General features: G+C 34.0%; 25 protein-coding genes. 4 read left to right on the plus strand and 21 right to left on the minus strand.

Annotated elements, in window-relative coordinates:
* Positions 1-69 precede the first annotated feature (69 nt).
* The 3 genes from QA584_RS23645 to QA584_RS23655 form a co-directional block, all read right to left on the minus strand.
* Positions 70-1,416: an ABC transporter substrate-binding protein gene (locus QA584_RS23645; protein WP_278271567.1), complete on the minus strand. Its 1,347-nt coding sequence runs from the start codon at positions 1,414-1,416 to the stop codon at positions 70-72.
* 965 nt (positions 1,417-2,381) lie between these two features.
* Entirely contained in the window at positions 2,382-2,633 is a 252-nt protein-coding gene (locus QA584_RS23650) for a hypothetical protein (RefSeq protein ID WP_278275230.1), read from the minus strand.
* Positions 2,634-2,925: 292 nt separating this feature from the next.
* Positions 2,926-3,555, minus strand: a complete 630-nt coding sequence (locus QA584_RS23655) for a class I SAM-dependent methyltransferase (protein WP_278271568.1) — start codon at positions 3,553-3,555, stop codon at positions 2,926-2,928.
* 167 nt (positions 3,556-3,722) lie between these two features.
* Here QA584_RS23655 and yeiL point away from each other — a divergent pair, with 167 nt between their 5' ends.
* Positions 3,723-4,412 carry a transcriptional regulator YeiL gene (yeiL, locus tag QA584_RS23660; protein ID WP_278271569.1) on the plus strand — a complete coding sequence of 230 codons (690 nt, stop codon included), beginning with the start codon at positions 3,723-3,725 and terminating at the stop codon, positions 4,410-4,412.
* Positions 4,413-4,720: 308 nt separating this feature from the next.
* On the opposite strand, the gene QA584_RS23665 is transcribed toward yeiL, so the two are convergent.
* Positions 4,721-5,767 (minus strand): SDR family oxidoreductase, encoded by a 1,047-nt coding sequence (locus tag QA584_RS23665; protein WP_278271570.1) that lies wholly within the window; start codon positions 5,765-5,767, stop codon positions 4,721-4,723.
* 290 nt (positions 5,768-6,057) lie between these two features.
* Between QA584_RS23665 and QA584_RS23670 the strand changes: the two genes are divergently transcribed.
* The 3 genes from QA584_RS23670 (at position 6,058) to QA584_RS23680 (ending at position 8,143) form a co-directional block, all read left to right on the plus strand.
* Positions 6,058-6,519: a MerR family transcriptional regulator gene (locus QA584_RS23670; protein ID WP_278271571.1), complete on the plus strand. Its 462-nt coding sequence runs from the start codon at positions 6,058-6,060 to the stop codon at positions 6,517-6,519.
* A gap of 157 nt (positions 6,520-6,676) precedes the next feature.
* Positions 6,677-7,528 (plus strand): CPBP family intramembrane glutamic endopeptidase, encoded by an 852-nt coding sequence (locus QA584_RS23675; RefSeq protein WP_278271572.1) that lies wholly within the window; start codon positions 6,677-6,679, stop codon positions 7,526-7,528.
* 18 nt (positions 7,529-7,546) lie between these two features.
* Complete coding sequence (locus QA584_RS23680) at positions 7,547-8,143, plus strand: TetR/AcrR family transcriptional regulator (protein WP_278271573.1); 597 nt, start codon at positions 7,547-7,549, stop codon at positions 8,141-8,143.
* Between the two features lie 256 nt (positions 8,144-8,399).
* On the opposite strand, the gene QA584_RS23685 is transcribed toward QA584_RS23680, so the two are convergent.
* The 17 genes from QA584_RS23685 to era form a co-directional block, all read right to left on the minus strand.
* Complete coding sequence (locus QA584_RS23685) at positions 8,400-9,044, minus strand: MBL fold metallo-hydrolase (protein WP_278271574.1); 645 nt, start codon at positions 9,042-9,044, stop codon at positions 8,400-8,402.
* Between the two features lie 130 nt (positions 9,045-9,174).
* Entirely contained in the window at positions 9,175-9,684 is a 510-nt protein-coding gene (locus QA584_RS23690; protein WP_278271575.1) for a helix-turn-helix transcriptional regulator, read from the minus strand.
* Between the two features lie 111 nt (positions 9,685-9,795).
* Complete coding sequence (locus tag QA584_RS23695) at positions 9,796-10,005, minus strand: AraC family ligand binding domain-containing protein (RefSeq protein WP_278271576.1); 210 nt, start codon at positions 10,003-10,005, stop codon at positions 9,796-9,798.
* A 240-nt stretch (positions 10,006-10,245) separates the two neighbouring features.
* Entirely contained in the window at positions 10,246-11,070 is an 825-nt protein-coding gene (locus tag QA584_RS23700) for a creatininase family protein (protein ID WP_278271577.1), read from the minus strand.
* Positions 11,071-11,148: 78 nt separating this feature from the next.
* Positions 11,149-11,997 (minus strand): MerR family transcriptional regulator, encoded by an 849-nt coding sequence (locus tag QA584_RS23705; RefSeq protein ID WP_278271578.1) that lies wholly within the window; start codon positions 11,995-11,997, stop codon positions 11,149-11,151.
* Positions 11,998-12,712: 715 nt separating this feature from the next.
* Positions 12,713-13,606: an alpha/beta fold hydrolase gene (locus tag QA584_RS23710; protein WP_278271579.1), complete on the minus strand. Its 894-nt coding sequence runs from the start codon at positions 13,604-13,606 to the stop codon at positions 12,713-12,715.
* A gap of 1 nt (position 13,607) precedes the next feature.
* Complete coding sequence (locus tag QA584_RS23715) at positions 13,608-14,225, minus strand: TetR/AcrR family transcriptional regulator (protein WP_278271580.1); 618 nt, start codon at positions 14,223-14,225, stop codon at positions 13,608-13,610.
* 493 nt (positions 14,226-14,718) lie between these two features.
* On the minus strand, positions 14,719-15,675 hold the full coding sequence (locus tag QA584_RS23720) for a linear amide C-N hydrolase (RefSeq protein WP_278271581.1): 957 nt from the start codon (positions 15,673-15,675) through the stop codon (positions 14,719-14,721).
* Positions 15,676-15,918: 243 nt separating this feature from the next.
* A complete protein-coding gene (locus QA584_RS23725) occupies positions 15,919-16,536 on the minus strand; it encodes a Fic/DOC family protein (RefSeq protein WP_278271582.1) in 618 nt (205 codons plus the stop codon).
* Positions 16,537-16,544: 8 nt separating this feature from the next.
* A complete protein-coding gene (locus tag QA584_RS23730) occupies positions 16,545-16,712 on the minus strand; it encodes a hypothetical protein (protein WP_278271583.1) in 168 nt (55 codons plus the stop codon).
* Positions 16,713-16,872: 160 nt separating this feature from the next.
* Complete coding sequence (locus tag QA584_RS23735) at positions 16,873-17,880, minus strand: helix-turn-helix domain-containing protein (protein ID WP_278271584.1); 1,008 nt, start codon at positions 17,878-17,880, stop codon at positions 16,873-16,875.
* Between the two features lie 317 nt (positions 17,881-18,197).
* Entirely contained in the window at positions 18,198-20,819 is a 2,622-nt protein-coding gene (ppdK, locus tag QA584_RS23740; RefSeq protein WP_278271585.1) for a pyruvate, phosphate dikinase, read from the minus strand.
* 104 nt (positions 20,820-20,923) lie between these two features.
* A complete protein-coding gene (locus tag QA584_RS23745; protein ID WP_278271586.1) occupies positions 20,924-22,312 on the minus strand; it encodes a glycine--tRNA ligase in 1,389 nt (462 codons plus the stop codon).
* A gap of 201 nt (positions 22,313-22,513) precedes the next feature.
* On the minus strand, positions 22,514-23,113 hold the full coding sequence (locus tag QA584_RS23750; RefSeq protein ID WP_278271587.1) for a hypothetical protein: 600 nt from the start codon (positions 23,111-23,113) through the stop codon (positions 22,514-22,516).
* A gap of 83 nt (positions 23,114-23,196) precedes the next feature.
* On the minus strand, positions 23,197-23,937 hold the full coding sequence (gene recO / locus QA584_RS23755) for a DNA repair protein RecO (protein WP_278271588.1): 741 nt from the start codon (positions 23,935-23,937) through the stop codon (positions 23,197-23,199).
* A complete protein-coding gene (locus QA584_RS23760) occupies positions 23,879-24,070 on the minus strand; it encodes a hypothetical protein (protein WP_278271589.1) in 192 nt (63 codons plus the stop codon). The genes recO and QA584_RS23760 overlap by 59 nt, the downstream gene beginning before the upstream one ends.
* A 154-nt stretch (positions 24,071-24,224) precedes the next feature.
* Positions 24,225-25,133, minus strand: a complete 909-nt coding sequence (gene era, locus QA584_RS23765) for a GTPase Era (protein WP_278271590.1) — start codon at positions 25,131-25,133, stop codon at positions 24,225-24,227.
* Between the last annotated feature and the right edge of the window lie 25 nt (positions 25,134-25,158).

Raw genomic sequence — 25,158 nt, forward strand, 5'->3', positions numbered from 1 at the left:
GAATCAGAACCGAATCGCTTAATGGCTCTCATTCATGTTTCTTATATAAACCTATACTTCCCATAATTACTATTTTTTAAGATCTTTATCCAGACCTTCAGCAAATGCCTTACCATCTATTGCAGAAGCATAAATCTGGTTAACATAGTCAAGATAAATATTTGCATTATCAGCAGACTGAATACCATCACCAAATAAAACACTCTGCTTTGAATTATTCATAATTTCAGCAACTGACAGTGTCAGTGGATTGAGTTTGCTGGTATCATAATCTGGAGTCCATGCAGGAAGTCCATTGCCGTCAAGGTAACCATAATGGCAAACGCCTTTAGCAAGTTCTAATGCAGCCTTTGCAGCAACATCAGCATTCTTAGAATTAGCTGAAACAGCAAGTGAATCACTAGGACCGCCGATAAGCTCGCCCAACTGAGACTTGGAAGAATCAATAACCGGGAATTCTGCAACCTGAATCTTATCAGCTATATCAACAAAACTTGCACAGTTCCATGTACCATTAATATAGAAAGCGTACTTTCCTGCTATGAAGTTTGCTTTAACTTCGTCATTACTAAGTGCAATTCCTTCCGGATCAAAATACTTCTTATTAATCATATCCTGAAAATTAGTGACTGCATTGATAACACCTTCATTATTCCATGGAGTTTTGCCAAGATACATATCAGTAAGTGCGGAAGCACCAACACTCTTCTCGATCATAGACTCAAGATACTCGGTTACACACCAGGTTTCTTTCCCTGAACAGCCAAAAGGAATAATTCCCTTTTTAACAAGAGCGTCACAGCAAGCAAGCAGTTCTTCATATGTACCAGGAACCTTATCGAAACCTGCTTGTTTCAGAAGTTCCATATTAGCAAACATAGCAACAACATTATAATTTGTTGGTGCAGCATAAAGCTTGCCGTCATATTTGTGGTTTACTAACACTTTATCAGGTAATTCAGAAGCATAAGCAGCATAAGCATCATCTAAGCTGTAAACACGACCAGCGTCAACAAATTCTCTAAGGAAACCGCCGCCCCATGTAAAGAAAATATCTGGCAGTTCATTTGCTGCTGCAGCAGCTTTAATTTTTGTCTTATAATCCTGGTTTTGTGTAGCTTCCCATTTAAGGTTGATTTCTGGATGAGCTGCCTGGAAATCAGCGATGGCAGTTTCATAAGCATGGCGATTTGAATCGCTCTCTACTGCGATACACCACATAGTAAGGTCGGTAGACTCACTCTGAGTAACAGCAGGTGTTTCGGTTGCAGCAGGTGTTTCGGTTGCGGTTGCAGTAGGTGTTTCGGTTGAGGCAGTTTCATTACTGCCCGTAGATGTGCTATCATCTTTCTTCGCACATGCAGCGAGTGATACAAGCATCATCATAGCCATCAGTAACGCAATAACTTTTTTCATAATACTCCTCCTAAATATAATTTTATTTATGTTAATGTGATATGACCTCATGCATTTTAGAGCCTCCGGCGTTTTGCCGTATATCAGCTTAAGTCCAAATCACATTTCCATCTTTATTATTAGTTGTTGCTTGTTTTAACCGGTAAACAGCCAATTTTGGTCTTACCGTCTTTATCCTTTCGCATCTCCCCTTTGCTTCGTTCAATTTAGCGGTGACATTCTACCACTTACAGTCATCAATAATATTATGAGCACAATAGCCAAAAAAGTTATCAAAAATTTATTATTTTTATGCAATTCCCTTTGTCCTGTTTCATTATATAATTATCTTTCCATAATTTAAATGGAATATATTTACTTCAACAAGCACTATTTTTACTATTTTGCCTATATGCACAATTAATTTTCGTAATTTTTTTCGCTTTATTTTATTCGATTGTTAATTCCATTATTAATTTTCGCTTTATATTTTCGTTTTAATTTTCGTTTTTTATATTATTTATTACTTTCGTTTATAATTTTTATTTATTATTTTTGTATATCGTTTTTATTTTATTATTTTTGTTTATAATTTTTGTTTTTTGTTTATGATTTTTGTTTGATTTTTTTGATTATTTTTGATTGTTTTTGGATTCTTCATCTTTTGATGAGGCTCTGACTTGTACTAAGAAAACCAAATACGTGGTCAGTAGCAAAAGGAATATGACGAAGAAGCTGTTGCAAATCAAAGAGTTAATTACTTGGGAGAGAATGGGGATAATGTTTTTTAGAAATTTTGTGTAACGTATGCGCGAATGGCTACAAGAAAGAGAATGCAGCCGCCTATTCGCGCATACGTTACATAAAATTTCTAAAAACATTATCCCCATTCAAAGCCAAAGTTCAAAAACCTTACAATTTTGCAACTCAATACAGCCAGAGTGACCTAAAAGAAAACATAGTTATGAGTGAATTTGTCATTAGTATTACTCTATAACAGCAGATTCCAATATAGTAAATTTTGCGTTATCACAATCTAATTCAGCAAGTGCCCCCATGGGAATCACCATCATAGGTGTTCTATGACCAAAATCTATATTTGCCAAAATCGGAAAATCTACTAATCCCTCTTCTTCACATATCACTTTCATTAATTGAGCTTCTTCCTCTTTCCGTATATTTGTGCAAATTAATCCTTTTGCTTGCCGAAACATACCTGTATCTGCAAAGGCTCTCACTTGATGCAAACCCGAAATCTCGTCACTGTACGGTATTCCGATTGACGTAACTTGTTCTAGGAAATTATCATTTGGAGCTTATCCTAATACATACTACAAATATTATATTGCCACATTTATCCATTATTGTAAATTACTTTAGCAAACTTTCATTAGATGTTGAACCGTATCATTTGATTCATTCTTCTCTGACCGAAATGGTTCGCATCAAAAATTGAAATACTACAGGGCAAAAGAACAAAGGTCGTGTCTGATATTTTCTGATAAGAATGGTTCAACCACCAGTGAACCCTTACTCCTTCCTGCCGATATAAAAAAAGCCATTCGATTGATTTCCATTCATCGTCTTAAACGTAACCTCTTCCATTTTACATTTTGTAAATGAAATTAATAGTGATTCAATATAATCAATATGGTGATGTCGTAAAACTGCCCCCTCAGTTAATTCAAACGTTCCGTACCCATATTTTTTTTCATAGGCGGCATACCTCATCAAATTACGCTCATCATTATTTAAAAGAAAATCATTAATAAAAAGGTATCCGCCAGGTTTTAGTACTCGTTTGATTTCTTTCACTAAATCTAGTTGTTCCAGATCAGACGAAATGCATGTCAGAACGGCAAATAAAATGACTGCGTCAAAAGAATTATCATCAAAATCTATATCTTTATTACATTTGACTCTTAAATCCAGGAAAGGAAATTGCTTTTTCCCTCTATTAATCATTCCCTCTGAAAAATCAATACCAACAAGGTTTCGAAATCCATGCTGATATATATCATTCAACGTTCTTCCGTACCCACAGCCAAGATCTAAAATGGCTGCATCTTCACTCACATACTGAACAAATTCATCTAAATTAAAAGGGGTAGTAAATTCCTTTTTCTCTGCTACACTATTCCAATACTCTTTATGACTCATAACTTAACCTCCACGAATTTTTATTGTATTATATTCTATTTTTATATATAATAGGTATGAGATTTCTCACATTAAATCAGTTTTCGAATAAGCAGAATAATTCTTCACTACCATTTTCTTTCCAATACGATAGAAGAAGTCTTAAATTATTCAGAGAGGAATTTAATATGCATTACATCACTGACCCTGAGTGTATCGCTAACTATAATAGACTTTATCAGCCATGGATTATGTTTTCCTTTGATATCCTTCCCTATATAAAAATAGCTGAATTTGATATAAATGAATTAATACTACCTGATAACCAAACGCCCAATTATTTCTATTATCTTCTCGAAGGTTCGGCAAAATTATATCTAACCCATCCAAATGGCAGAGTATCCTTGATTAATTTTATGAATGCACCATGCTTTATAGGCGAAATGGAACTTATAGGTGCCCAAAGTACATCAAATAGCGTAAAAGCCATTTCTCGATGTTTATGCTATGAAATTGATATTAAACCTATCAAGCATCAATTGTTGCAGGATTCTGTATTTCTGTTAAACCTTAGCCTCTTTTTAGCTACCAAAGCAATTGAAAATACTTCCAATTATTCCAGAAATCAAATCTATCCGTTGGAAAATCGACTTGCACTGTATATTATACAAACCTCACATAATGGAGTTTATAGAGAAAAGCATACGGAAGCTTCTGAATTTCTTGGTGTTACCTACCGTCATTTCCTATTTGTACTCGCTGATTTAGTAAAACAGGGTCTTCTGCAGAAATCACCTACTGGTTATAAGATAATTTCAGAAGAAAAATTAATGGCGATTGCCCATAGATCACTTGATCTAAATCAAGATCGACTCTAGTGTAATTTATAAGTAACGGTAAGATCGACCTTACTGTGATTCATAAGTAACGGTAAGATTGACCTTACTGTGATTCATAAGTAACGGTAAGATTGACCTTACTGTGATTTATAAGTAACGCTCTCTGTTATCTTACAGGAAAGTTTTTCAAACATATCATAAAAGACCCTTATATCAACTTTACCAGTTAATATAGGGTCTCTAACTTATTGCTAACAAGACTATGTTCTTCTCTCAGGGAAGTATCATCTTTATTATTTTAAAGCAGCTTGCACTGCTGTCGTTCAGTGGTACACAATGAATAGATGTTAGCTTCTTTGGCTCTGGGTTAAAATACCGTATTTAACCATACTGTTAATTGAAGCAAGAATTATTTCTTCATTATTTGCGATGGGCTTCCAGCCAAACATTTCCTTTGCCTTATTGTTACTCACATTACGGCTTATCTTTAATAGCAGGGCTCCCTCTTTGGCTTGCTTGCTAAATAGTGCGCTAAATTCAAGTACCCAATTGGGTATTGTTTTTAAAGAAATGTTTTTAGCTATGTCGGGTTTTTTATTTTTTAACAACGCTGCAATTTCAGGTAGGGAGATCTGACCATCTGCAGAAGCTATAAAACGTTGTCCATTTGCATCCGGATTTGTCATAGCACATATATGCAGCTGGGCTACATCTCGAACATCCACAATATTTAAAGGAATTTTTGGAATCACTTTCATTGGTCCGTCCAATAAATGTTGCAGAAGTCCAAAACTCCCTGATATGTGAGCACTTAAAGAAGGTCCTAATATAGCTACCGGATTGATGGTAGCAAATTCCATACTACCACCTTCTTTTTTCATAAAATCCCAAGCGGCACGTTCTGCTAATAATTTTGATTTTTCATAAGCTGATAAGCCTTTTTCATCAGGGTCTGTCCAATCTGCCTCTGTTGTTGCTTTATTCGAATTTTTATTGCTGAATCCAACTGCCCCAAAATTAGAAGTCATTACAACACGTTTTACTCCTGCATTACGAGCCGCTTTAAGTATACGGGTAATACCCTCCACTGCGGGTCGTATTGCTTCATTTTCATCTTTCGGTATCGTCATAAAGACAGGTGATGCCACACTTAATACATAATCACAGCCATTCATTGCTTCATCCCAATTATCATCCTTTGATAAATCTGCTTCAACAAAGGAAAGATTCTCAATATTAGTGATACCATTCGATTTTAATGTATCAATTACTTTATTACTGCTGCTTATTGAGCGAAGTGTAGTTTTTACTTTATAATCTTTCTGTAATAATTGAAGAATAATATGTGCACCAACAAAACCTGTGCCGCCTGTTACTAAAACTGTTTTTTGCATAACTTCTACCTCCAGTTAATATAAGTCACTTGAAAAATAATCACTTATTGTTTATAATCATCCTAAACCCTAGACTTGTGTCTAGGTCAAGCTTTTTAAAAAAATAAAATGTAAAATGAATAGTTAAATTCTTGATTGCAAATTCATTTTGAAATAGTAAATTCTTCTTACATGAATTTATTTCTGCACGACTTTCTGTTATACTAATTCTTTTTCATTGAATGAATGTTAAAATTATTGTAAAAATAAAAATTAAAATGTTTATACTAATTTAGGAGGCGATTATAAAAATGACTTATACGATAAAGGATGTCTCAATAATTACAGGATTATCCATATTTACGATTCGTTTCTATGACAAAAAAGGTCTGCTCCCTTTTGTCTCGAGAAACAAGTCGGGAATCCGAACATTTACCGAATCAGATATTAGTCAGATTAAGACTATATGTTGTCTAAAGAATACCGGAATGCAAATCAAAGATATAAAGAAATATATTGATTTTTGTATGGCAGGTGCTGCTACAATAGATTTAAGAAAAGAACTTCTTATTGATCACCGAAGCGAAATTGTAAACCAGATAAATGCCCTTACTGAGAATCTTAAGCTTGTAGATGCAAAGCTTAAAATCTATACTTCACCTAACGCTGCTGAAATCATTAAGGAACAAATAAGAAAAGTGAATGACGAAAAACGAGAGAATTGCTTGCTAAGCCGTTATACTCAAATTAATCAATCAAGAGCCTCAGATTGATGACAAACTCAGTTATACTGGGTTAAGACATTATCAACAATTAAGATGAGATGATGCGCAGAAAATGTTATTGTTGACAATTTCACCTAACTTTCATATAATTTAACTACCGACTAAACAGTCGGTAGTTAAATTATATGAAAGTTAGGTGAAAGCAATGGAAAAATTCTATGGAATGGAACCACGAATTTCATTCAGTCTTAAATCTATAGTAGGATTGGTTGTTATTTTTCTTATATGGCAAGGTGGCAGTTTGTTGTCCATTACGATGCTCAACGCTTTGATTCCAGCAACCCGCAGCGGGCTGCCGGGCTTGATAAGCATTTATTTAACGTTTTTATTTCTTTGGCTTGCTATCTTTGTTGTCACTAAGTATTTTTACAATATTTCTTTCAAAGCATTTTTATTAGAAGGAAAGAAACCAAATTTACGTATATTCCTGGTCTATTTTTCACTTTATCTTTTGGCGCTTATATTATATTTGCTAGTAGATTTATTAGTCCATCCTCAGTTATTTAAACTTAGTTTTGATCCACTGCCTTGGTTTGGCACCTTGATTGTAACAGCGCCTTTGATTTTGTTGCAAAGTTGTGCTGAAGAAATTTTGTTCAGAGGATATCTATACCGTATGTTCAGACCATTAAAAGGGGGTGTATTTTGGGCTATTTTCAGTACATCCATTTTGTTCACACTGATTCATGGGTTTAACCCTGAAATCCACGGCAATGGCATTTGGGGACCTTTTTATTACTTAATAATGGCATTATTTCTAGGATTTGTAGCATATCAAACCAACGGGCTTGTTGCACCAATTGCTATTCATTTTGCTGTTAACATTTTTAATACAGCTATTTGGTCTTACAATTCTTCAACCTTAGCTGGTATGGGATTGCAAAGTATTCTTTACAGAAATAATCTCGATATGAGGTTTGCATCCATTGGAATTTTTGTTATAATTGCATTATATCTTATTTACAAAATTTTTGTGAGAAAAAGGGACCTTTCATAGGTCCTTTGGGAGAGGTCTATGGCAAGACGAAGATTGCTGGCAGATGAAGCTAAAATTATAATTTTAGCTCATGCACGAACGTTATTTATTGAAAAAGGATATAATCAAGCAACAATGGACGAATTATGTGAATTGACCCAAATGAGTAAGGGCAATCTCTATCATCATTTTAAGAATAAAGAAGAGCTTTTTCTCCAAGTACTAACTCAGCATATAGAACAAGTAAATGATAAGTGGCTTGCTATAGTAAATCATGACATGTCTTCAACTAATCAGTTACTTGCATTAGCCGATCTATATGGAAGAGATTGTGAAAATCCGCTTATCAAGGCAGTGGAAGAATATGTGAAAACTCCGTCTAGCGATACGGATGCACTAGAAACAATACAAAAAATGATGAATTTAACATTTAATACGATCAAACAAGTAATAGAAAATGGAATTGTCAAAAAAGAATTCAAAGGTTCGGATGCCGAAGCTCTAAGTTTTGCTGTATGGTCCATGTTGGCTGGCTCAGCTCAGTTCTGTATGTCTATGCCAAACTTAACCGGCGATGATTACGCAGCCTTTCATGTCAAAACAATCAAACTGCTTTTAGAAGGTATTTCTCTTTAATATGATCTATCACTTTTTCTCAATAACTACTTTTATATTCTTATCATCATTGTATATAACCTTCATATTTTCACCGCAAATAATTATCCTTTTGTAGTTTTCAATTTATTATATCAAATAGGAGAATTTATCTCAAAACAGGTTTATCTGATTAGTCCATAAATTCCAATACAAGAAGTGAATCGTTTTTTGACTCAGTGGTGAGCAATGAATAAAGTATATCACTCTAACACGCCTTTTAAAAGTTGCATTACTCTTAATTATATTTAAGAACAACAATCCCAGAATAATTCTTAATATTCTCTTGGTTTAGTTCCAGGACCTCAAGTTCCTTTACTTTCAGCCCTGAAGCTTCTATAAACTTATCAACCTTCGCAAACAAGAAACCAAATATCCCAAATGCTTTCGTTCTATAGTGCATAGGTATAACCACTGTAGGCTTTAACTGCTTCATTACATGAACTGCATCAATGGCATCTATTGTAGCTCTCCCGCCAACAGGAAGCATCAGTATATCTACGTTGCCTATTTCTTTCAAGGGATTAGCGTCCAGAGTATGTCCAAGATCCCCACAATGACAAACATTTAGTCCATCAATTTTAAAATTATATATGGTATTTTTACCTCTCTTAGCTCCTGAAGCTTTATCATGAAATGTCTGTACGCCCTTTATCTCGATCCCATCTTTTGAAAAGACACCAGATTCATTTATATGCATGAATTTTCCTTTTACTGCCTCCATATTATTATGATCACCGTGATCATGACTTGTAGATACTATATTTGCTTCAATTTCAGGTAATTTATACCCCAACATATTATGAAACGGATCTGTTAGTACTTTAGTTCCATTTTGAGAAGTTATCATAAAGCATGATTGCCCAAACCATTTTATCTTCATAAAATTTTCCTCCATTAATCTTTTTTATGTTCTTCCTATTGGAAAGATTCCTTCTAATATATTCGCCTTCCTTGATATATAAGTATGTGCTAATTATAATCATGAAATTGGCTTTATTCCATGCAAAATTTTAATATCCATGGACATTTTTATGATAAAACTCTAAAGGACTTATACCTTCAATTTTTTTAAATATCCTGCTAAAGTAAAATTCATCAGTAAAGCCAAGTACTTGAGCCACTTCTTTTATTTTTTTATCCCCATCGATAATTAGTTCTTTGGCTTTATCAATTTTTATTCTATTAAAATACTCTATCACTGAATAACCTGTGATTTCTTTAAACACCTTAGATAGATATGCAGGGGACAAACGTACCAGTTCAGATAATTCCGTCAAGGTAATTTTATTTTTTATATTTAGCCGCATATATTCAATTACTTTATCAACCTTTAAAGAAGACGAATAGTTTTCGTTATTATTTTTTATATTTTGAAAAATCTCATATAATAATTTCTGAAATAAAGCTTTCGCTATGAACTCATAATTTGGAAGTTTTTCCATCCAGTTTTCTATTAACTCTTTAAATACATTATTAACCAGATAATAGTCCTTTAAATTTTGAACAAATTCTAATGACAAAGTTTCATTCTCCTCTGTAATATCCCATTTATCATTATCGAATCCTACTGTTGCATAACTAAAATGTACTGAAAAAAAGCTAATAGGTTCTACAGAGTCTACATTTATAGATTATTGAACATTTGGACAAAGATAGATCAAAGTACCTTCCTTAAGCTGATAGCTTTTATGTGGAACTCTAATGTATCCTTTTCCTCCAGTAACTAATAATAGTTCATGATGCTGTAATGTTCTATTAATTCTACTTGAATATTTCACAACTCCGTCTGGCTGCCTGCAATTGCAGTAGTAAAGATGAAAAAATAGATTGTTTATATTCATATTTTCCTCCTAGTTCTTCAACTAACGAAAACTACATGTTTTATGAATGTTTCTCAAGTATATCAAAAAGAGACCCTCATATCAACTTTTCCTGTTAATATAAGGATCTCTAACCTATTTTCAAGAAAAACTGCATTCTTCTCTTAGAGAAATTTCTCATCTTATTTATTCTTTAATACAGCCTGTGCTGTAGTGGTTCAGTGGTTAGCAATGTAATATTTATACATTATATAATTTCCATTATTTATCTTTTCTAATAATATCTATAATTGATTTTGAATATTTAGCTATTAAAGCATCTATAATTATGTCAATTTTCTCTGTATCAATATTAGCCGGATTTCCAAAATAACCCATTGGGGTTATACTTTTTGCAGCATTTCCTCCTTGACTCCAATTTCTCAATTCATTAAAACTTAAATTTGTTGGAGTTAATTTCTTAGCAATATCAGTATAAACTAAATCCTTATATGAATGTTCCATCCAACTCGTTTCAAAAGCTCCTGCATGAATATCTAAATACTCTTTTTCTAATGAAACATCATCTTGGTCTAAATTAACCTTAATCAGATATTCTTCCTGTTGCAAATACCCTAACTGTGAAAATACATTTTCAGAATTTATAAAATATGCTTTTACTGTTTCTTTATTTGCTTTCTCAACGACTTCAATAATTGTTTTAATATGAACAAAATCGCCATGGAAATTCAACAAAATGATTTTATCAAATCCCCATTTTGCTAAGTTTTTTATAACTTCTAAAAGCACAATGCTCATTGTATCTGTTTTAATTTCAAAGGAGCCTGTAAAACCATTTGTAATGCTGTTCACTCCCCAATAAAACGGAGGGGCAATTAATACTTCACAATTTTTATTTTGTAAGTATCTCTTTATTTTTTCAGATACTGTCTGTGTTAAATAAATATCCGTTCCAAGACATAAATGTGGTCCATGCTCCTCAACTACAGAAACAGGTAACAATACACTGGATCCTCTTTTTATTGCCTCTTCAATTTGAGGGTATGTCATGTCTACCATAGTATTTTTAAAAATAGAATATTCCATAATTCATTTCTCCTTAGGTTCTTTATTATTTATTATATTTATGATAAAGTTTGCCCTAAGGACAAAGTCAATAACTTTTTATTGAATTGGAATTTGTATTTCGGTTAAATAATTACTTTTACAATCTGTGATCACTTCACTTATATAATATATCTCTATTGGATTTCCTGTTATAATGTAATTTTCCTTTCGAATATTTTCATATAAACAATCATAAAATTTATTTTTCTTATCACCATAAGGTCCATGATATATATCGCATGCATATAATCCTGCATTTATTGTTTTATGACTTATATTTTCAAGTTCAATCATTTCATTTACCTGGTAACCTATTTGAATAATAACATTTTCTGATATGGATTTTGAACAACAAATTGCTATAGGCGGAGAAATTATACTATCGAAGCTCTGTTTTGATAAAAGGACAGAATCCAGTATCATTTTATAATAAGTTCTGTAAATATCAGGTGAATGTTTACCAGAATACTCTTTATAAATTATATTCCTATCAGTTAATTCTTTTTTTATAAAGCTTTCATTACAGTATTCTGATAGTTTATCACTAATATCTTTACACTGACTTTGAATCATTTTAATTTTGCTCTGTTTCTTTGAAAGTTCTTCCATCTGAGAAATAATCTCTTTTTCCTGAATCCTAAGCATTTCATCTAGTCCGCCTACTAAATTGGAACTAAAGTTTTTCTTATAAAATCTGCCTATTTGCTCTAAAGATACCCCTATTTCTTGTAATTGTTTTATAGCCAACACACGAGTGATGTGTGATTTAAAATAAAAGCGATATCCATTTTCTGAATTAATCTTTGCAGGTTTTAATAATCCTACTTTATCATAATAGCGTAAGGTTTTGGGAGTAACATTACATATTCTAGCTAATTGACCTATACTTAATAATATTTCATCCATTTTTCATCTCCGCAGTGTTTTGCATCTATCTATTGGCTATCTCTTAATTCTATAAATAGATTTTAACAATATTATACCATTCAAATTAGTAACTAACAATAATTACATATCTTTATCCCTAATAACACTTCATGTAATATAAAAGTTCCATATCAACTAATCTCTTAATTGATATGGAACTTACTATTTACATCTCAGATATTTATTACTCTCCTTACGGAGAAAATCTCTTCTTACTTATTATTTAAAACTGCCTGCGCTGCCCTCAATAAAAACACAGTGACTGACCGTTTAACAAAATCACTTTCGAACTTGTGTTCCGTTTGGTGCTATGGTATAATTTGTATAAGCAGTTATAAAACTGCTGGCAATCGTGTATAGGGTGGTTGACCTTCATTCTACATAGAGTGGAGGTGATGCTTATGAACAATAAGTTCGATTTTAAAGATATTATTCAATTCGGCATGTTCATTATAGCTTTACTGACATTCATTTATTTGATTTGTCACTAACATAAAAAACCTCCCCTGTACTTTGGCCGGTTCAGGAAGGTTTTTTACTATCTTATACTGGTCAACCACCCTGTGGCGATTGCCTTTTATAATATTATTATATCAAATTTAATTAATTTTGCAAGCATTTAAAATCTTTTGTCTTAATATCCATAATCTATCCATAATCTGTAATGTCCTTTCTTTTGCTGTGCAGGACTCAATTAGAACGCAGCCTTTCCTTCCATAATCTGAATTACTTCGTTATTTATAATTTCCGCAATCTCGTGATTAATGCCATGCCCAACACCATCATAAAATTTTACATTCATATTATATTTCCTTAATAATGCAGCACCTCCTAATTTCTGAAAAGGGTCTTCAAGTCCAACAAGGTAATATATTTTATCCTTAATTTGCTCTACTTCGTCCTCTGTAAACATACGAACCTTATGATACCTCATTGCCATATTATTAAATCCCTTTAATAACCATTGGTAATGCTTCAGTATTATTCCATTATGAGTGAACACATCAACATGACTCCCTGAAAGCTTTCTTAGAAGCCTTATAACATTTTTTTTGGTAGGAAATAATGCCTCTGGTAAAAATATTTTCATCATAGTCTTCAAATAACTTCCGCTACCATCAATAGGTACGGAAGATGAAACACTAATTGCTTTATCTATTTTCTCCTGCCTATATAATGAATAAAGCTGAACTAAATATCCACCATGGGAAACACCTATTATTGATGATTTTTCCAAATTAAAATAGTTCATTATTTCATCAATCCATATAACATCATCATAACTCGTATTATACTTTTCACCCATTAAACTTTTTCCAGGTCCGCCAATCGTATCTATCGCATATAGCTTGTAATATTCTCCAAGTGCTTTTGCATTATAAATCCACATCAATGCCGAATCATCACCTACACCATGAAACATAAGAAGAGGTTTACCATCCTCTTTTCCTGTAATAATAATATGAGTAGAGCCATACATAGTAGGCACCATCAATTCTTTCACTGGTATACCCCATTGTTTTAATAGTTCATCATATGTACTTCTTATTTTATTGGCAGCCTTTTCGCTCCGATATACTTTCATCATATCACACCCCCTTCATCTTTCTAAAAATATCGTTAATATTGATATTAATTTCTTCACATGCAATATTAATTTTTTCATCTGTCACCTCACATCCGACACAGTTCTTTTGAAATGCAAAGTAGATAACCGAGTAATATTCATGTGCTAATACTGTTGGATTATTAGGTTTTATATAACCTCTTTCAATCATCTCTCTAAAAACCTGCTCCTGCTGTAATAGCGGCAATTCGAATACAAGTCTTTGGTATATTTCATAAGCCTTTTTGTCAGACATCTGTTCAATTGTCAAAACCGATAACACCTTATAAACATGAGGGCTTAAAAGATAATTTTTCAAAAAACCGATAGCCACTTCACAAAATGCTACTTCTTGAATTGTATCCAGCTTAGTGAACTCTGTTTCAAAACTAGCTTTCATTTTACCTATAAGAATATCAATCTTTTGAAGCAGTGAATCCATAATTGCCTGCTTATTACTAAAATGATAATATATTGAGCTTTCTTTAATTCCGACTTGTTTACCAATGTCTCTTATAGATACCGCCTTATACCCTTTCTTTGAAAATAAATCCAACGCAACATTTTCTATCATTTCTTTTGTATTCTTCTTATCTACCATTCAACACCTCCCTATTCACCTAACAACTGTTAGTTACATTATACCTAACAGTCGTTAGAAATACAACTAATAATAAAATATAGCAATTTATTTTTGAATACTTACCAGAGTTATTTTTAATTGCATGGCTATGCTATAGATAGGTGCAAAAATACACCCTACCATTTTTACATGATAGGGTGCAATATTTGTTTCTTATTCGTTATTCAATACAGTCTAACCTAAGTCAAACCACTTAGAAACGTTGAAATCTCAATATTATTTATTGTTAAGAACAGCCTGAGCCGTCCTCAATGAAAACATAGTGAACAATTTTTAAAGTTATTTTCACTAATATCATTAATAAGGTTACTTTCACTATTTTTTCATCTGTCATGCTTGCAAATTTTGTTATAAAAGAATACTCGTGGAAATGAACAATTCTTTTATAGGGAGCGATAGTACTTGGAGTTTTCAATCTGTAGTGAGCTTCGCAGATTGGGTTTAACACTAGTTATACTTCGTATTTGTATACATTGTTATATTCTCCCGAAAAGGTAATCAGTACACTCCTCTTTGTCAGATTATAAACTGCTGACCACTGCTCATCACCAGGTATTACATTTTTCTTAAGTAACTCCAATGCATCATTTTCTGAAATAATTCCATGTCGTTTTTCCAATTCACTATCAATGTTTTCATATCTATCCTTTCCAAAGCCCTCATGATTTGGATTGTTGAATAATGTAAAATTAGTTACTACCTGATAATTCTTATTTTTCTTGATAATAGCCATCTTACCATTTTCGAATTCGATTACGGCGGAATCTCCATTTGCATCTGCAACTAGAAAATGTAGTGGAGCAATTATGTAAAACAAATTAAATTTATCCACAAGTTGAATTGCTTCATCGACTGTTTTAGACTTGTTTAAAATCAACCTTGGTAATGTTTCATCAAATAATGTGACTTTATTGTGTTGAGGATATTTTGCATGGGCATCAGTAAGACATGCAACCGCTAATCCATGTTCGTTAACTCCGTCTTTAGGGCTGTATGGTGCTGCTAAAGTTAATTTTGCATCCGTTTCAAGTGTATCATATGTATTTTCATCCCAGTCCAGTTCATCCATTGTTAAAAAAGCTAATGATTTATAGTTATCATTATCATTTAATTGAATGCACATTGGAATTGCACACTCGCAATCCATATTTCTCCCAAATAGAATATCTCCTTCAATGTTACTAGCAGTAAATGCCGCACATCCTTGCACTTTGTTATTAAGATTCATCTTTTTATTTACTAGATTCTTATCAACAAAGTTGCAAAATTCTTCAATATTACAAGCACCTTCCTTTAAATATTCTTCAATGCAGTAATCACCATAATACTGCATTGAATAATAAGGCCTATCACTTTCTTTCTCAATTTCTACTCTTATACTTTTATCTGCACTATATATAACCTTCATTTTATATCCCCCCTGCCACTTATATTTTCTAATTTTTTATCATATCATATTAATTTATATGTTACAAGCAAAATCATCCCTTAAAAAAACACCCTACCACTTTATGTGATAGGGTGCTCTATAATTTCTTCGCTATTATTCAATACAGTCTAATCTAAGTCAGACCACCGAGAAACGTTGAAATCTCAACTATTTTGCCTGATTCAACACTGCTTGTGTGGTATGGAATGAAATATAGGTGTTTTATTTTTCATTAACTTTATTAATATATTTCGTGATTCTTGAAAACAGTTCATTCATCAAACCATATTCTTTATGAAACGCCTCCGCACTAGCTCTTATCATTTCATCTTGTCCTACATCAGAAAAATCCACTTCATAGCCAGCTCTGTCTGCCAATATTTCAACATAAGCTCTCTGTACTCTTCCATTTCCTTCTCTGAATGGATGAATTGCATTAATTTCAGATAAATAATATGCTAACTTACTAGGCATTGCAGTTGCTTGAACACCTCTAAGGTAACCATCATTTTCTAATTGTCGGAAAATAACATCCGCATTTTCAAGAATGAATTCACTTTTACAAAACACATTACTTTTCGAAATATCAACTGTCCGAATCTTTCCTGCCCATGAATAAATATCTCCAAAGATATACTTATGAAGCCTGCATAAATATTGAAAATCAGGCTTCCCCTTCGGAGCATTCTGCTTCAGTTCTAAAATTCGTAACGCAGTTATATTACGTTCCGCTTCGAGGAGAATTTTATCATCTCTGATATTTAATTTATTCCGTAAAGTATATGAATTTGGATAACAATATTTATTATCATGCTCGTATTCATAATAATATTGCTGCATTAAGCCTCCTAATTATTCACCTTATACTTCTTTATTAAATCATTAATAATCAACTGCGAAGATTTCTTACCAGAGGCACATTGTTGAATTAATAAGAACTCTTTTTTATTTAATTTCATTCCTTCTATCGCCATAGTTCCAGCAACCTGTCTTGCTATCTTCAGACTCTTTTCCATATTATCACCTCTTCATTTCATAATAATAGTATATCATAATTTCTCCAAATCTTCCACCAAAACCTTATACTTTTAGTAAGTCAATTGATTATTCATACCTGTTTCTTAAATTCAAAATAATGATGAATTGAGCTCTTCTTTTAAAATCCGTTGTAAGATATCAATCAGATTGATGTATACACTTATCTAAATTCTCCTTAAAATCAGGCAGATGCATAAACATATTACTTAAGTTTTTACATGCATATTCTTTGCATAAATTACAACGAATTATTTTCCGTTTCTCACAGCAAGGTTTCCATGGACAACCTAATAAACAATAGTTTGCTCTCGTCCCTGACATGCAGCCAAAACAATAAACCTCTTCCTTAACAATATTTACACCTTGTAACTTCATTTCATTTACATAGTTTATTCTTAAATTATCGTCATCTTCAATTGTTGCTAAAAATGCATTGCATTGAAAACAATTTGAGCCACAGCTTCCTATCCCAATATTAATTATTAAGCCATTTTCATATAATTCATAAATAAACTTATAAAATAGCAGTCTGGAAATATTTATAACTTTTTTGGTATATTGATATATCTCATCTAAGTTATCTGTCAATTTATAGGTTTGAAGAATAGTCGTAGTACAATCATAATAATATTTATCACTTAACTGTTTGCCTTCCAGTGACCATTCCATTTTTTCTTTATTAATATAACCTTTCTCCATTAAAGAATTTTGAATCTCCTTATGTCCTTTAAACAAATCTTTTCCTTTTCTGTTATACATTGATGCAGAATGGTATAAAAATGCACATTCTATGTCATTCAAATCTTGAATTGGGGCAACCAGACATTTTTTCAATTCCCGATATTCTGTCGGAGTCATTCCAAATTCCTTTTTAAAAGCTCTTGTAAATGCTTCATGACTTTGATACCCAGTTGTCAGTGCAATATCAATTATTTTATCATTGCCAAATAATTGATAAGCACTGTAGAGAAGTTTTTGCTTTAGTATATAGTTCTTTGGAGTCTCACCTATATAGAAGCGAAACATATTACTATAGTATGGTTTTGATAATCCAGCCACGTTACTACATTGCTCTAAAGTCAAATTTTCTTCTATGTTATTTTTAATGTACTCAATTGAGCGAAAAATATCTTTAAGACAGCTCATTATAATCCCCCGCTATTATATTTTATTCATCTAAGTATAACAGTTCTGAGTTGTAAATACTTGATTCAAAATATGATTACGAAAATTATTTACTTCATTATATAATAAATAACCTCTCTTCAACACGATGATACCACGCAAAAGCACTCTATCACTTTGACATGATAGAGTGCTCTATATTAATTTACACTATTAATAAATATACTGATATTGTTATATCATTGTACCATTGAGACATTCTCAAAAGACCTTTTTTAGCAATTTTATAGGCTTTAGCTTCATTATAGTCGATATACTTATCAAACAAATGAATCTTCCTATTTCTGGTTAAGAACAGCCTGAGCTGCTGCAAGTCTAGCAATCGGCACACGGAAAGGTGAGCAGGAAACATAGTTAAGACCTACATTGTGGCAGAATTCAACGGTTGAAGGATCTCCACCATGTTCTCCACAGATACCAAGTTTGATGTTTGGTCTTGTTTTACGTCCTTTTTCAGATGCCATCTTAACAAGCTGTCCAACACCGTCCTGATCAAGTCTTGCAAATGGATCAGATTCAAAAATCTTATTCGTATAGTAAGCATCTAAGAATTTACCGGCGTCATCACGGGAGAAACCAAAGGTCATCTGAGTTAAATCGTTAGTACCGAAGGAGAAGAATTCAGCTTCTTCAGCGATTTCGTCAGCAAGTAAGGCAGCACGAGGAATTTCGATCATAGTACCGATATGGTATTCGATGTCAGATCCTTTTTCTTTCTTAACTGCTTCTGCTGTTTCTACTACGATATCTTTCACGAATTTTAATTCTCTCTTTTCACCAACTAATGGAATCATAATTTCAGGAACGATATCAAAACCTTTTTCGTTCTTTACTTCGATTGCTGCTTCCATAACGGCTCTTGTCTGCATCTTAGCGATTTCAGGATAAGTAACAGCAAGACGGCAGCCTCTGTGTCCCATCATAGGGTTGAATTCATGTAAGGAATCACAAGTAGCTTTAACTTCTTCTACAGAAAGACCCATATCTTTTGCTAATGCAGCGATATCATCGTCTTCTGTTGGAACGAATTCATGTAACGGAGGATCTAAGAAACGGATTGTAACCGGTCTTCCTTCCATAACTTCGTATAAGCCTTTGAAATCTCCTTTTTGGAAAGGAATTAATTGGTTAAGAGCTTCTTCTCTGGCTTCAACAGTCTTAGAAAGAATCATCTTTCTGATCTTGTGGATTCTATCACCTTCAAAGAACATATGCTCTGTACGGCAAAGACCGATACCTTCTGCACCGAATTTAACAGCGTTAGCTGCATCGGCAGGAGTATCTGCGTTTGTTCTAACTTTTAATGTTCTGATTTCATCAGCCCATGTCATAATTCTATCAAAGTTTCCGCTGATAGCAGCTTCTACAGTAGGGATGTCTCCAATGTAGATGTTACCGGTAGAACCATCAAGTGAGATATAATCTCCTTCTTTTACAGTCTGTCCAGCAATTGTGAATACTTTTGCTGCTTCATCAATTACGATTTCACCACAACCGGATACACAAGCAGTACCCATACCACGAGCAACAACGGCTGCATGAGAAGTCATACCACCACGTACGGTTAAGATACCTTCTGCTGCGTGCATACCTTCGATATCTTCCGGTGATGTTTCAAGACGGACAAGGATAACTCTTTCACCTTTTTCATGGTGATTCTTAGCATCTTCTGCTGTAAAGTATACTTTACCAGCTGCTGCTCCAGGAGAAGCAGGAAGTGCTTTGCCAACAGGTGCAGCTGCTTTTAACGCTTTTACATCAAATCCAGGATGTAATAACTGATCTAAGGATTTCGCTTCAATTCTTGCAATTGCCTGTTCTTTTGTAATCTTTCCTTCATCAACTAAATCGCAAGCGATCTGAAGAGCAGCTGGAGCTGTTCTCTTACCATTACGAGTCTGTAAGAAGTAAAGTGTTTTATCTTCAATTGTGAATTCCATGTCCTGCATATCTTTATAGTGATTTTCAAGTAAAGTTGCAATTCTCATGAATTCTTTGTAAGCTTCCGGCATATCTTCTTCAAGTTTTGTAATAGGCTGAGGAGTTCTGATACCAGCAACTACGTCTTCACCTTGTGCATTGATTAAGTATTCGCCATAAATCTTAGCTTCACCAGTAGATGGATTACGTGTAAATGCAACGCCTGTACCTGAAGTATCTCCCATGTTACCAAATACCATGGCCTGAACGTTAACTGCTGTACCCCAGTCACCAGGGATATCATTCATTCTTCTATAGTAAATAGCACGAGGATTGTCCCATGAACGGAAAACAGCAGTAACTGCTTCGATTAACTGTTCTGTAGGTTCCTGAGGGAATTCTGTACCTTTTTCTGCCTTGTATAAAGCTTTATATTGAGCAATTACATCTTTTAAGTCGTCAGCAGAAAGTTCAGTGTCAAATTTAACACCTTTCTTTTCTTTGATTTCATCTAATACTCTTTCAAATTTTGCTTTGCTGATTTCCATTACTACGTCAGAGAACATCTGAATAAATCTTCTGTATGAGTCATATGCAAATCTTGGGTTTCCAGTCTTCTTTGCAAAACCTTCCACTGCAACGTCAGTTAAGCCTAAGTTAAGGATGGTATCCATCATACCAGGCATGGATGCTCTGGCTCCGGAACGAACGGATACTAATAAAGGATTCTCAGTATCGCCGAATTTCTTTCCCTGTTGGTCTTCAAGAATCTTTAAAGCGTCAAAGATTTGACCTTTTATCTCATCTGTGATTTTTTTGCCACTGTTATAATAATCCGTACAAGCTTCTGTTGTTACAGTGAAACCTTGAGGAATAGGAAGTCCTAAATTAGTCATTTCTGCTAAGTTAGCTCCTTTACCACCAAGCAGATTCTTCATATCTGCCTTACCTTCTTTAAACAAATATACCCATTTTGCCATTTTAGTAATAACCTCCTAAAATATATTTCATAATTTTGACTTTCTAGTCACCATTTAACATTATATCATAACTTTTATAATTGTGGTATCATTTTTTTCTTTTTTTAGAATTCAAATTTTTTCTCAAAATACGCTTTTAAATCAGCAATTTTGACTCTTTCCTGCTCCATGGAATCACGGTCGCGGACCGTAACAGACTCATCTGTTTCAGATTCAAAGTCATAGGTTACACAGAAAGGAGTACCAATTTCGTCCTGTCTTCTGTAACGTTTTCCTATATTACCGCGGTCATCGAATTCACAGTTATAATATTTACTGAGTTCCGTATAAATTTTCTCAGCACCTTCTGATAATTTTTTAGAAAGAGGAAGGACGCCGATTTTAACCGGAGCCAAAGCCGGATGGAAATGAAGCACGGTTCTTACATCTCCTTCTCCTAGTTCTTCTTCATCATAAGCACCGCAGAGGAACGCAAGGGTCACACGGTCGGCACCTAAGGAAGGTTCAATTACATAAGGTACATATTTGATTTTCTTTTCATCATCAAAATAAGCTAAATCTTCTTTTGATACATTCTGATGCTGTGTCAGGTCATAGTCTGTTCTGTCGGCTATTCCCCACAACTCTCCCCAACCAAAAGGAAACAGGAATTCAATATCGGTCGTTGCCTTACTGTAAAAGGAAAGTTCCGCTGCATCATGGTCACGGACACGCATGTCTTCTTCTTTCATTCCAAGTGCCTTTAACCAGTTGATGCAAAACTGCTTCCAGTAAGCAAACCATTCTAAATCGGTATCCGGTTCACAGAAGAACTCCAGCTCCATCTGTTCAAATTCCCTGGTTCTAAAAGTAAAATTACCAGGAGTGATTTCATTACGGAAGGATTTACCAACCTGTCCAATACCAAAAGGAATTTTCTTTCTTGAGGTCCTTAACACATTTTTAAAGTTAACAAAAATACCCTGAGCTGTTTCCGGTCTTAAGTAAACCACATTCTTGGCATCCTCGGTAACCCCTTGAAAGGTTTTAAACATTAAGTTAAATTGGCGAATATCAGTAAAGTTATGTTTTCCACATGTAGGACAACTTATACTATGTTCTTCTATATAGCGAGCCATTTCTTCATGAGACCAGGCATCCACAGAACCCTCCAGTGTAATGCCATTATCATGGGCATAATCCTCGATTATTTTATCTGCACGGAATCTTTCATGACATTCCTTACAATCCATAAGGGGATCAGAAAAGCTTCCAAGATGTCCGGAAGCCACCCAGGTCTGAGGATTCATTAATATGGCACAGTCAACCCCAACATTATATGGGTTCTGCTGAATGAATTTTGACCACCAGGCTTTTTTTACGTTATTCTTTAATTCTACACCCAGATTACCATAATCCCAGGTATTGGCAAGTCCGCCGTAGATTTCGGATCCCGGATAAACGAATCCTCTTGCCTTTGCCAGGGCAACAATTTTTTCCATAGTCTTTTCCATCTTTTCCTCCATTTCCTGCGCTTATTTATAAAGCGCATCCATATGTAGCGAAATTTCCCGCACATATTTATTAGGCTGAAAGTAAATTTTTCAACCTATTTTTTAAACCGTATTCCGGCTTTCTTATCAGTTTTAAATTCTATAGGATATTCTTTAAAAAGTAAATCCTTAATCTGCTGTTTTTACAAATAATTTTTATTATCAGGGCTTATATATTATTACCGAAGGCTCTGCAGAACCGGTTTCAAAATTAGATTTGCCGTGTAAAGTCCCGTTAGCAAAAAACTTAACCTTACCGTCTACGATTACATCTGTCTTTTCATTTAATACCAGCACTTTGTATTTACTATTCTTAAGCGCTACATCCGGAGAAGTGTAAGCTCCATCTTTTACATTGACATACACATCTGGTAACTCCAATTTGCTGCTTTTGGCATCCGCAGTCGTAGTAAAAGATGCTTTCACCTTATTAAATGCAGTGTAGTTCTCTAAACTTTTATAATTTAATATAAGAACCGCATTTTTATCCTTTACTTCCAAAGTGTTGATTACAATGCTGTCGGCTTCGTTGTCCTGGTTGTATTTGCCTATTTCTTTCGTAATAAAAGCTTTCAGCTCATCCAGACTATAATTATTCTTATCAAATGTTTCAATCGTAGCAGCCTGCACTGTTCCGTCATTTTTCACCAGAATTGTGCTGTTTTTTACATCTTCAACCGTAAGTTCTCTATTTTTCGTTTTACAGCCTGCTGTCAGAACCAGGCAAAGAGTTAGGACTATATAAAGTAAAAACTTCTTCATTTATTAATTCCTCCGTCAATATAATATAAAGTTTTTTACCATTGTAACCTTAAAATGGATTATTTTCAACTTAATTCTGAGCTTCAAAATAGTTTTTCCAGTAAATCCAAAGACTTCATTTTCCTGTCTATGTAGGCTTCCTGATAATTTTCTATGCAGGTTTTAAGTTCTGACATGACTTCCTTTGACACGGTAAAGGTATATAACTTTTCAACGGAGGAAGATATGATATATTGCAGGGCGTAAACTGCCGCTGCGGATAGATGTAATGATTTTCCGGTCTTCTTAGTACATTCCGTACAAAGCATGCCGCCCTCTTCCTTGTTAAAGTGCAACAGCTTCTCTGTATTCCCGCACTTAACACAGGCAAATACTTGTGGTGCCACACCGTTTAAGGTCAGCATTTTTAGTTCAAAAACCGTCCTTACAAGTGGTCTTCCTATGGATTCCTGACTTAATGCCCGCAGGGATTGGTACAATAATTTAAGTACCTGGGTTCCATCTTCGTTCTCATGGGTATAATAATCCGCCAGTTCACAAAGGTATAATCCATAATAGGCTGCCTCTAAGTCTTTACGCAACTCATCAAAATAATTGGAGATATCTACAGATATCAGATTATAGGAACTTTTTCCTTCATAAAGAGTAAATTCTCCGAAAGAAAAGGGCTGGCTGCATGCCAAAAAGGCACTACTTTGTTTTCTAGCGCCTTTGGCAAATGCAGTAATTTTACCTCTTTCTTTCGTTAAGATGACCAGACGTCTGTCATAATCCCCAATAGGCATGGTCGACAAAACCATTCCCATCACTGAGGTTGCTATCATCACTGTACCCACCTTCTTCATCATCTATTGATAATAGCTGATTTAATTCTTCGACCGTGCAAGCCGTATAATTCAAATAGTCTAATATGTTTCCGGTTTTCGAAAATTTTTCCCAATAATCTTTATTTCTCATGGATGAGCCCCCTTACTGAAAAATATTATAAATCATATGTTAGTTACCTTATTATCATTTCCATTACTAATAATTCTAAACTGATAAGAATATCCCATATGAATTTTTTTTTAAGGGGCTTGACAAATTTTTTCTACCTGTTTATTCCATGTTTTTATAAATCCTGTTTATTATATCCGTAATTCTTTAAGAGAAAATCACTGTCCCGCCAATCTTTTTTTACTTTAACCCAAAGTTTAAGGTTAACATGCATATCCAGAAGATTTTCCATTTCCTTCCTGGCGGCAGTGCCGATACGTTTTAACTTCTCACCATTCTTTCCAATGATAATTCCCTTATGGGAATCCCGTTCACAGACAATGGTGGCATCAATATCTACAATATCACTGCCCCGTCTTTCCTTCATCTGGTCAATACCTACGGCAATTCCATGGGGTATTTCATCGTTTAGGAGCCTTAAGGCTTTTTCACGGATTAATTCCGCAACAATCTGCCGTTCTGGCTGGTCTGTTATGGTATCCTCGTCAAAATACTGAGGACCTTGCGGTAAATGACTGAAGATGGTTTCTATTAGCTGTTTGGTATTTTCCCCTTTTAGTGCAGATACCGGAACGATATCTGCAAAGGAATAAATATCTTTATAGGCAGCAATAAATTTTAAGATTTCTTCTTTTTTAACCGTATCTATCTTATTAATTACCAATACCACCGGAGTCTTAACCTTTGCAAGCTGTTCCACGATATATCGTTCACCGGCTCCAATAAAAGTAGTCGGTTCCACCAGCCACAATACCACATCTACTTCATTTAACGTTCTCTCCGCAACACTCACCATGTATTCCCCAAGTTTATTTTTCGCTTTGTGGATACCCGGTGTATCAAGGAATATGATCTGTCCGTTTTCTTCGGTATATACCGTCTGTATTCTGTTTCTGGTGGTCTGGGGTTTATCGGAAGTAATTGCTATCTTCTGTCCGATTAATTGGTTCATTAATGTGGATTTTCCCACATTCGGACGACCGATTAAGGTTACAAAGCCCGATTTATATTGATTTTTTTTCATATGTTTTTCCTTTTTTCGTAAAACT

It is taken from the genome of Anaerocolumna sp. AGMB13025 (assembly GCF_029689925.1).
Lineage (GTDB): Bacteria > Bacillota > Clostridia > Lachnospirales > Lachnospiraceae > Anaerocolumna.